Raw genomic sequence first — 10,102 nt, forward strand, 5'->3', positions numbered from 1 at the left:
GCGCATGAGCCTACCCTCCCACCAGCAACGCCATTCGCAGCTCGACACCTTTGCCATCAGCACCGTGTTGCTGTGCTGCGTGCTGTGGGGCCTGAACCAGGTGGCGGTGAAGGCCGCACTCGCCGAGATCGGCCCGCTGTGGCAGGCCGGCTTGCGCTCGCTAGGCGCCGCCGCGCTGGTGGCGCTGTGGGCGCGCGCGCGCGGCATCCGCCTGTTCGAGCGTGATGGCACGCTGCCCGGCGGCCTGCTGGCCGGCGCGCTGTTCGGCCTGGAGTTCGCCTGCATCTTTGCCGGCCTGCAGTTCACCAGCGCCTCTCGCATGGTGGTGTTCATCTACCTAAGCCCGTTCGTCGTGGCGCTGGGCATGCCTTTCATCTCGAAGACCGAGCGCTTAAGCATGCGCCAGGCGGCCGGCCTGCTGCTGGCCTTCGGCGCCGTCAGCTGGGCCTTTGCCGAAGGCTTCGGCAGCAGCACCGGATCGCCGCGCCAGTGGCTGGGCGATGCCCTGGGCCTGCTGGCGGCACTGCTGTGGGGCGGCACGACGCTGGCCATCCGCGCCACCCGGCTGTCTCAGGCCAGCGCCGAGAAGACCCTGCTCTACCAACTGGGCGTCTCGGGCCTGGGCCTGGTGCTGGCCGCCCTGCTGACGAACGAACAGCTGCCACTGCGCTGGTCCATGCAGCTGAGCGGACTGATGCTGTTCCAGACGGTGATCGTCAGCTTCGCCAGCTATCTGATGTGGTTCTGGCTTGTGCGCCACTACCCGGCCACGCGCCTGTCCAGCTTCACGCTGGCGACACCGCTGTTCGGTCTGCTGGCCGGCGCGGCCCTGCTCGGAGAACCGGTCACGCAACGACTGATCATCGCGCTGGCGGCACTGGCGCTGGGCATCGCCTTGGTGAACCGCCGCTGATGTTCCCTTGGCGGCAGGCCGGCAGCAGTGCTGAGCCTTAGACTGATTTGCCTCGATTCATCCGACCCAAGAACTTCTGGAGACATTCATGATCACCCTCTGCGGCTTCTCGCTCAGCAACTACTACAACAAGGTCAAGCTGGCGCTGCTCGAGAAAGGCATCCCCTTCCAGGAAGAACTGGTGATGACCAAGTCCAAGGAAGAGGCGGTGCTGTCCTGCACGCCGCTGGGCAAGATTCCCTTCATCCGCACCGACAAGGGCGCGCTGTGCGAGAGCCAGGCCATCATGGAGTACCTGGAATCAGCCTACCCGCAGCCGGCACTGGTGCCGGCCGATGCCTTCGCCGCAGCCAAGGTGCGTGAGCTGATCACCTTCATCGAACTGCACCTCGAGCTGGTGGCCCGCGATCTCTATGGCCAGGCCTTCTTCGGTGGCACTTGCAGCGATGCCGACAAGGAGCGCGTGCGCAAGCAGCTGAACAAGACCATTCCGGCCTTCAAGCGCCTGGCCAAGTTCTCGCCCTACATCGCCGGCGACAGCTTCACGATGGCCGACTGCGCCGCCTGGGTCAGCCTGCACCTGGTGGCCATGGCGACCAAGGCCGTGCTGGGCGAGGACCTGCTGACGGCACACGGCGTGGACTGGAAGGGCTATACGAAGCTGATCGGTGACCGCCCGGCCGCCCAGAAGGTCACCGCCGACCGCAAGGCAGACCAGGAGCGCATGGCGCGAACCTGAAGGCGCTGAGCACTGCTAGCCCCAAATCGCAAGCGTCGGCAACAGCGCGCAAACAGACAGCAAATGTCATGTAGTTTGCGCAAAATGTCATCTCGTCACAAACCGATGGCAAACCCGCCCCCCGCTTCAGGGGGGCGGTCGCGGCATTGCCCCGAATTGCGTCAGTCCTAGGCGTTTTCCCCAGGTTCTCCAAAAATCGCTGCAGTGCAACATTCGGCCAGTCCAACCCAACCGCCGTGAGGAGCCCCATGAAAAACCGCTTTCTTGCCTTGGCCGTACTCAGCGCCACCGCATTGACTGCCCACGCGTCGATCTCGATCGGCAGCAGTTCATCTTTGACTTACTCGCAAACGTTTGACTCCTTGGCTTCAAGCGGAACTGCAAACGTTTGGCTCAACAACAGCACCCTGCCCGGCTGGAGCCTCTTCAACGTGGCGGGCACGGCATTGACGACCTACCGTGCCGACAACACCAACACCGGCTCCTTCTACAGTTTCGGCCTGGACGGTGACCGCGCGCTGGGCGGCGTGGGCTCGGGCAACGCCTACTTTGCGGCGGCGCCCTCGGGCGCAGTGGCCGGCTACATCGCCGCCGCGTTCACCAATACCGGCGCGACCATGCTGAGCAGTTTTTCCCTCAGCTACAGCGGCGAGCAGTGGCGCAACGGAGGCAACACCGGGGCGCAGACGATGACGGTGCAATACGGCTTCGGCGATAGCTTCGCCGCCGTCTCCGCCTGGACCAGCGCCAGCAGCAGCTTTGCCTGGAGCTCACCCATCACCGGCGCGAGCGCTGCTGTCGTTGACGGCAACAACGCCGGTCTGGTCAGCAATGTCGGCGGCACGGTGTCTGACCTGACATGGGAGCCGGGACAGACCTTGTGGCTGCGCTGGGTCGAGACCAACGATGTGGGCAATGACCACAGCATGGCCATCGACAACGTCTCGCTGAGCTTCACCAGCGCCGTGCCGGAGCCCAGCAGCTACGCGCTGCTACTGGCCGGCCTGGGCGTGGTCGGCATGCTGGCGCGTCGCCGCGGCAGCTTCGCGCGCCAGGCCTGAGCGCCATCTGCCCGCAGCCTGCGCCATGCCGCGCCCCCTGCGGGGCGGCTGCGCCGGCTGAGCCCCACCTGCACCCGAGACTCAGCATGCACCACAACAGCACTGTCTTCCTTCGCCGCAGCAGCCTGGCGCTCGCGCTGGCCACCGCGGCCACCTTCGCCGCCGCCGCCGACACGCCGATCTACACGATCCAGGGCAGTGGCGCGACCAGCAGCTTTGTTGGTCAGGCCGTCACGACCACCGGCGTGGTCACCAAGGTCAACAACAACGGCTTCTACATCCAGGACCTGACCGGCGATGGCAACCCGGCCACCTCCGACGGCATCTTCGTCTTCACCTCGACCAATCTGCCAGCGGTCGGCAGCCTGGTGCGCGTGGCGGGCACTGTGGCCGAGTTCAACACCGGCTCGGCATCGAACAGCGCGACCTCGTCGCGCCCGCTGACGCAGATCACCAGCGTCAGCGCAGTGACCGTGCTGGGCGCCACTGGCTATAGCGTGGCGCCGCTGGATGTAACGCTGCCACTCGCTGCTGGCGAGACGCTGGAGCGCTACGAGGGCATGCTGGTCCGCCTGGTCGGCCCGCTGACCGTGCAGCAGAACTACTTCCAGGCCCGCTACGGCCAGCTGACGCTAGGCGCCGGCGGCCGCCATGAAGTGCCGACCAACCGCCACCGCCCCGGCAGCAGCCAGGCGCTTGCGCTGGCCGATCTGCAAGCCCGCTCGAGCGTCATGCTGGACGATGGCAACTCGGCACAGAACGCCAACCCCTTGCCGTACTACAGCGGCAACGGCCTGCCGCGTGCCGGCGACACGCTAGCTGCCGTGACCGGTGTCATCGATTTCGGCCTGGCCACCGCCAGCACGGCTGGCGCAGCGATGTACCGCATCCATCCCACCGCAGCGCCGGCCTTCGCCGCGACGAATCCGCGCCCGGCCACGCCGCCCAGCGTGGGTGGCAATGTCCGCGTCGGCAGCATGAATGTGCTGAACTACTTCACCACCTTCACCAACGGCAACACCGCCAGCGGCCAGACCGGACAGACCTGCGTCACCGGCAGCAGCGCCGCGTCCAGCTGCCGCGGCGCCAGCAATCTGGCCGAATTCCAGCGACAGCGCGACAAGATCGTGCGGGCCCTGGCCGCGATGAATGCGGATGTCGTGGGCCTGATGGAGATCCAGAACAACGCCGTCGCCGCGCAGAACCTGGTGGACGCGCTCAACGCGCAGTTGGGCGCCGGCAGCTATGCCGTGGTGCCCGATCCGGCCAACGGCACGGGCAGCGACGCGATCAAGGTGGCGCTGATCTACAAGCCGGCGCGCCTGAGCCGTGTCGGCGCGTCGCTCAGCGACACCGCTGCCATCAACAGCCGGCCGACGCTGGCGCAGACATTCGCACCCGCCAACGGTGAGCGCTTCACGATGGTGGTCAACCATCTGAAGTCCAAAGGCAGCTGCCCGAGCTCCGGCGCTGGCGACGTGGACAGCGGCGACGGCCAGGGCTGCTGGAACGCCAAGCGGGTTGAACAGGCCCGTCAGCTGCGCACTTTCGTGGCCCAGCTGCAATCCAGCTCAGGCAGCAATGATGTGCTGCTGGTCGGCGACTTGAACGCCTATGCGCAGGAAGACCCGATCTACGAGCTGACCAGCAATGGCTTCGTCGACCAGATCGGCCGCTTCAACAGCTTCGGCTATTCCTACGTCTTCGACGGCGCCGCCGGCCGCCTGGACCATGCGATCACCAGCGCCAGCCTGTCGCCCAAGGTGGCCAACGCGCAGGACTGGCACATCAACGCCGACGAGTCGCTGGCCCAGGACTACAACCTGGAGTTCAAGCAGCCGGCCTGCGCCACCTGTGCTGCCGACCCCTATGAAGCCAACCCCTACCGCTCGTCCGACCACGATCCGGTGCTGATCGGGCTGAACCTGTACAAGCGCATCAATGGCACAGGCGGACGTGACACGCTGCTGGGGACGGCCGGCGACGACATGATCGTTGGCGGTGTCGGTGCCGACATTCTGACCGGCGGCGCGGGTGCGGACCTGTTCGCCTACACATCGATACGTGATGGCGGCGACACCATCACCGATTTCACGCCAGGCACTGACCGCATCGATCTGCGCACCCTGTTGGCAGGCCTGGGCTACAGCGGCAGCGACCCGGTTGCCGATGGCTGGGTCCGCTTCGTCGCAGTCAGCGGCGGCACCAGCGTGCAGATCGACAGCGACGGCCCCGGCTCAGCAGCAGTGTTCCGCCCGCTGCTGACCCTTAGCGGTGTCAGCCCGAGCAGCCTCGATGCCGCTCGCGACCTGCTGGCACGCTGAACGCAACAAGGAAAGAACATGAGCAAGACATTCATGATGTCCAGCCTGGTGGCCGCAGCACTGACGCTGTCTGCCGCGTCGGCACAGGCGCTGGCTGGCAGCAGCGCGCTGAACGGCTGGAACAGCTTCGGTGACGTCGTCGCACAGAACGGCAAGCTTTCGATGACGAGCGCCTACATCGACGGCGTCAATGATGAAGCCGGCAATCTGTCCGGCAGGTCAGCGGTGCCCATCGACGCCCTGGAAACGGGTGCCGGCCTGACGCCCCTCACGCTGAACCTGAGCGCCAGCGACTACGCCAGCGAGGGCTCGCTGGTGCAGCAGAGCTTCAGTGTGATCGCCGGCCAGACGCTGAGCTTTAGCTGGTCCTTCAGCAGCGCGGAAGCCACCTTCCAGGACCACGCTTTTGCGGTCATCAACGGCCAGCTGTTCACGCTGGCCACCAGCACACAGCCAGGCTCGGCCAGCCAGAGTTTCAGCTACACCTTCGGCAGCAGTGGCGACGTCAGCCTCGCACTGGGCGTGGTCGACACCGTCTCCTACGATGGCGTGTCGCAGTTGAACGTCAGCGACATCCAGATCAGCGCCGTGCCTGAGCCGACCTCGATCGCAATGATGCTGGCCGGTCTGGCCGCCGTCGGCTTCATGGCGCGCCGCCGCCGCGCCGACTGAATCCCGGGGGCAGCAGCCCGCAGCAGGGCCGGCACATCAGCCGGCCCTGCAGTTCGTCCTTCGTCCTGTGCAGTCTGTCGCCCGCCGCTGGGGGCAGGCGGGTCGGCTTGTTATGGTGTGCTACATCAGCAACACAGCCGGACTCGCGCCATGCACAGCTGGAATGACCAGACCCCGATCTATCAGCAACTGGCTGACCGCCTCGCGGCCCAGTTGCTCGACGGCTCCCCGCCCGAAGGCGATCTCATGCCTTCTGTCCGCACCCTCGCCAGCAGCTACCTGATCAACCCGCTGACGGTCAGCCGCGCCCTGCAGGCCCTGGTCGACAAGGGCCTGGTCGAAAGCCACCGCGGCGTCGGCATGCTGGTCCGGCCCGGCGCCCGCAACCGTCTGCTGCAGAGCGAGCGTGACCAATTCCTGCAGCGCGACTGGCCGGCCTTGCGCGCCCGGCTGCAGCGCCTCGGACTCACCGCCAATGATTTGAACTGGGAGGCGCAATGACTGCGACCGCACAACACCTGATTGAAGCCCGCGATTTCAGCCTGCGCTATGGGCGCAAAGTCGCTGTCGACAACATCAGCTTCAGCATTCCCAAGGGGCGTGTCGTCGGCCTGCTCGGTCACAACGGCGCCGGCAAGACCTCGCTGATGAAGGCTCTGGTCGGCCTGCTGCCCGGCCAGGGCCAGCTCAGCGTGATGGGGCTGGATCCGGTCGGACAGCGCGAGCAGTTGCTGGCCTCGCTGTCCTACATCCCCGATGTAGCCGTGCTGCCGCGCTGGGCGCGGGCCGAGGAGCTGATCACGCTGATGAGCGGCCTGCAACCACGCTTCTCGGCCGAGCGCGCCCGCGCCCTGCTCAAGCGCACCAGCGTGACGCCGAAGGACAAGGTCAAGAGCCTGTCCAAGGGCATGGTCACCCAGCTGCATCTGGCCCTGGTGGCTGCGATCGACAGCCGCCTGATGATCCTGGACGAGCCCACGCTGGGGCTGGACGTGATGTCGCGCAAAAGCTTCTACGAGATGCTGATCGACGAGTGGTGCGACGGCGAGCGCAGCGTGCTGATCTCCACCCACCAGGTCGAGGAGATCGAAACCCTGCTGTCCGATGTGCTGATGCTCGACGACGGCAAGCTGGTGCTCAACATCAGCCTGGCCGAGATGGACTCCCGCTTCGTCGCGCTCTCGCATGACCCGGCCGCCAGCGAGGCGGTGGCCGCCGCCCACCCGCTGCTGCGCTACCGCCAGCAGGGCCGACCTGTGGCCCTCTTCGACGGCGACGTGCCGCCGGCCGTGGCCGGCCTGGGCCAGCGCATGCGCCCCAGCTTGGTCGACCTTTTCATGGCGCTGACGCGCAAGCCCGAAATCCAGCGCCAGGCCTGAGGCCGGCTCGTTCAACGCAGAAGGAGCACACCCCATGTCCTCACGTTTCCTGATCCTGATGCAGCGCGAGTGGATGCAGCACCACCGCGGCTGGCTGACGCTGATGCTCATCCCGGTCGGCGTGTTCCTGCTCATCCTGCCCTTCGGCGAGGTGGAGTTGGACCTGCATGTTCCGCCGATGCCGCTGGCCGCGATCGCATTGATGGCCACTGCCGCCGTGGTCTTCATGCTGAGTTTTGCCGGCGCAATGTTCCAGCTGCCTGGCCTGGCGCGCCGCGACCGGCAGGACCGCTCGATCGAGTTTTGGCTGTCGCTGCCCGCCAGCCACAGCGAGAGCATCGGTGCAACCGTGCTGATGCATGCCTTGCTGATCCCGCTGCTGGCCCTGGCGGTTGGCGCTGCGCTGGGCTTGCTGAGTGCGGTGGCGATGATCATCAAAGTCCATGGCTTTGCCAGCCTCGCCGAGCCGAGCTGGAGCAGTCTGATGCTGGCGGCACTGGTGGTGCTGGCTCGCGGCGCCGTCGGTGTGCTGTTGATGACGCTGTGGCTCGCCCCGCTGTTCATGGCCCTGATGGCGGCCTCCGCCTGGCTCAAGCGCTGGGGCGTGCCCGTGCTGATCGGCGGCGTGCTGATCCTGGGCGGCGTGCTGAAGGAGGTCTACGACAACGCCATCGTCTTCGATCTGCTGGAACGTCAGTTCCAGGGCGCCGGCAGTGCCATGCTGGGCGATCCAGGTGGCCTGCGCCCCTTGGAGCATGCACGGCCCGAGCTGAGCGGCGAGTTCGTGACGCTGGTGGGCCAATGGGCCTGGCATGACATCCAGGCCACGCTGGGTCAGCTGTTCAGCGCCCACTTCATCGGCGGGCTGTTGCTGGCTGCGGCTTGCTTCGGTCTGTTGGTGCTCAAGCGTCGCCAAGGGAGCTGAAACGCGCCGCCGCAAAAGCAAAGCCCGCCAAATCGGCGGGCTTTGTTGCTTGCTAACGCTGGTTTCAGGTGGCCGGCTGGGCTTGGCCTGCAGCCGCGGCAACGCGCGCTGCCATCTCCTTGCGGAAGCGGTTGAGCTCCTGCACGCTGGCGAAACTGCGCTCCATCAGCAGGCTCATGTTGTGCAGGATGCGCTCGACCACCTTGGTCTCCCACACGGCATCGAACTGGATCTGCTTGTCGAGCCAGCGCTCCAGCCATTCCGGATCGGGCAAGCGGCTCTGGATGGTGTCGCGCGGGAACAGTTTGGCATTCACATGCAGATTGGTCGGGTGCAGGGCCTGTGCCGTGCGGCGCGCACTGGCCATCAGCACGCCCACCTTGGCGAAGGCCGCCTTGGCCTCGTCACCGAACTTGCTCATGGCGCGCTTCATGTAGCGCAGGTAGGCGCCGCCATGGCGCGCTTCGTCCCGCGCCAGGGTTTCGTAGATGGCCTTGATCACCGGCTCGGTGTGCCATTCGGCAGCCCGGCGGTACCAGTGGTTGAGACGGATCTCGCCGCAGAAGTGCAACATCAGCGTCTCCAGCGCCGGGGCCGGGTCGAAGTCGAAGCGCACCTCATGCAGCTCGGCCTCGGTCGGCACCATGTCGGGACGGAAGCGGCGCAGGTACTCCATCAGCACCAGCGAGTGCTTCTGCTCTTCGAAGAACCACACGCTCATGAAGGCCGAGAAGTCGCTGTCGTCACGGTTGTCGCGCAGGAACATCTCCGTGGCCGGCAACGCCGACCACTCGGTGATGGCGTTCATCTTGATGGTGCGTGCCTGATCATCGGTGAGCATGCTGGCATCGAAGCTATCCCATGGGATGTCGGTGTCCATGTTCCAGCGCACGGCTTCGAGCTGCTTGAAAAGTTCGGGGTAAAGCATGGTCCGTCCCAGTTTGGATCTGTGTCAATTTTAGGGCGCGTATGTGACAAGCGGTGACGCAGCCCTGCAAAGGCACTTCAGCCCGGATGGGAGGCTCGCCAACGCGCCAGTTCCTCGGCAATCTGGCCGAGGCGAACCACATGCCGCAGGCTCGGATGCGCGCTGCGGCGCTGCAAAGCCGGGCTGCTGCCGCCCACCCAGATCTCGACGCCGGCCGGGAGCGCCTGGCGCAGTTCGGTCAAGCCGGCGGCCACGGCTGATGGCGCGACAAAGGCACTGCAACTCAGGGCCACTACATCCGCCCGGTGCGCGGCAGCCGCCAGCACCAGATCGCCCACCGGCGTCTGCACGCCGAGAGACAGACATTGGCTTCCCTCCAGCACGAACATCGCCTCGGCCATCGTCAAACCCAAGCCATGCTGCTCGCCAGGCAAGGTGCTCAACAGCACCCGCGGCGTTTGCTCCTGTGCCGGACGCGGCACCGCCTGCATCGCCTGGCGCAGCGCGGCCTGCACTGACTCGCTGAAGATGTGTTCCTCGAAGATTTGCAGCTCGCCTCGCATCCACATTTCGCCGACCTCGCCCGTCAATGGCGCGATCAGTTGCTCGATACCCGGCCCGAGCCCCATTCGCAGGAGGGTCTGAACCAGCAGGCGGCGCAGTTCCTCGAACTGATGCGATCGCAGGGCCTCGATGAAAGGGGCAAAGTCATCGCGAGCGGGCGAGCCGGCAAACGCGCTCATCGCGGGCTGAGCCTCGGCGAGCAGGGCTTGAAGGCTGTCCAGGCTGGCCGGCACCAGGCGACCGGGCCGGTACCCACGGTCAAGCAAACGCCTGATCAGGCGCAGCTTGCGCACCTGCTCAGGCGGATAGACGCGCTCCCCGGCGGCATCGCGCGCGGGCTGGGGAAAGGCGTAGCGGCGCTCCCAGATTCGCAAGCTGTCCTTGCTGATGCCGGTTTCGCGCTCGACCGCAGCAATCCCTGGCCAGACGGCCACCAAGGGTTCCAGCTCAGTCATGGGCATGGCGAACCTGCCAGGAGGACAGCCGCGCCGGCCTCGGTGAAGCGCATTCAGGTACAAGCGTGCACATTATTTTGTCCTAGACAAACGTGAGACAAAACCAAAATTCTGGCTTAATATAGCTGCAACACCCCGTTTT

General features: G+C 66.0%; 10 protein-coding genes. 8 read left to right on the plus strand and 2 right to left on the minus strand.

All coding sequences use genetic code 11. The annotated features are described in order from the left end of the window. Positions 1–4: 4 nt before the first annotated feature. From ACIQ67_RS12420 to ACIQ67_RS12455, 8 genes are all read left to right on the plus strand, one after another. Positions 5–913 carry a DMT family transporter gene (locus ACIQ67_RS12420; RefSeq protein WP_397534682.1) on the plus strand — a complete coding sequence of 303 codons (909 nt, stop codon included), beginning with the start codon at positions 5–7 and terminating at the stop codon, positions 911–913. Positions 914–1,001: 88 nt separating this feature from the next. After that, positions 1,002–1,652: a glutathione S-transferase family protein gene (locus tag ACIQ67_RS12425; protein ID WP_397534683.1), complete on the plus strand. Its 651-nt coding sequence runs from the start codon at positions 1,002–1,004 to the stop codon at positions 1,650–1,652. Positions 1,653–1,900: 248 nt separating this feature from the next. Continuing rightward, complete coding sequence (locus ACIQ67_RS12430) at positions 1,901–2,713, plus strand: PEP-CTERM sorting domain-containing protein (RefSeq protein ID WP_397534684.1); 813 nt, start codon at positions 1,901–1,903, stop codon at positions 2,711–2,713. Positions 2,714–2,799: 86 nt separating this feature from the next. Further along, on the plus strand, positions 2,800–5,037 hold the full coding sequence (locus ACIQ67_RS12435; RefSeq protein ID WP_397534685.1) for an ExeM/NucH family extracellular endonuclease: 2,238 nt from the start codon (positions 2,800–2,802) through the stop codon (positions 5,035–5,037). Between the two features lie 18 nt (positions 5,038–5,055). Then, positions 5,056–5,709, plus strand: coding sequence for a PEP-CTERM sorting domain-containing protein (locus ACIQ67_RS12440; RefSeq protein WP_397534686.1), 654 nt, complete (start codon positions 5,056–5,058; stop codon positions 5,707–5,709). Positions 5,710–5,859: 150 nt separating this feature from the next. After that, entirely contained in the window at positions 5,860–6,210 is a 351-nt protein-coding gene (locus tag ACIQ67_RS12445) for a GntR family transcriptional regulator (protein ID WP_397534687.1), read from the plus strand. Next, positions 6,207–7,088: an ABC transporter ATP-binding protein gene (locus ACIQ67_RS12450; protein ID WP_397534688.1), complete on the plus strand. Its 882-nt coding sequence runs from the start codon at positions 6,207–6,209 to the stop codon at positions 7,086–7,088. Before ACIQ67_RS12445 ends, ACIQ67_RS12450 begins: the two co-directional genes overlap by 4 nt. 34 nt (positions 7,089–7,122) lie before the next feature. Further along, positions 7,123–8,013: a hypothetical protein gene (locus ACIQ67_RS12455; RefSeq protein WP_397534689.1), complete on the plus strand. Its 891-nt coding sequence runs from the start codon at positions 7,123–7,125 to the stop codon at positions 8,011–8,013. 64 nt (positions 8,014–8,077) lie between these two features. Here the strand turns inward: ACIQ67_RS12455 and ACIQ67_RS12460 are convergent, their stop codons facing one another. Beyond that, entirely contained in the window at positions 8,078–8,941 is an 864-nt protein-coding gene (locus ACIQ67_RS12460; protein WP_397534690.1) for a ferritin-like domain-containing protein, read from the minus strand. 77 nt (positions 8,942–9,018) lie between these two features. Further along, positions 9,019–9,960 carry a MerR family transcriptional regulator gene (locus ACIQ67_RS12465; RefSeq protein WP_397534691.1) on the minus strand — a complete coding sequence of 314 codons (942 nt, stop codon included), beginning with the start codon at positions 9,958–9,960 and terminating at the stop codon, positions 9,019–9,021. Positions 9,961–10,102 lie beyond the last annotated feature (142 nt).

The organism is Roseateles sp. (genome assembly GCF_044373315.1).
In the GTDB taxonomy this organism is placed as follows: Bacteria; Pseudomonadota; Gammaproteobacteria; order Burkholderiales; family Burkholderiaceae_C; genus JACDQM01.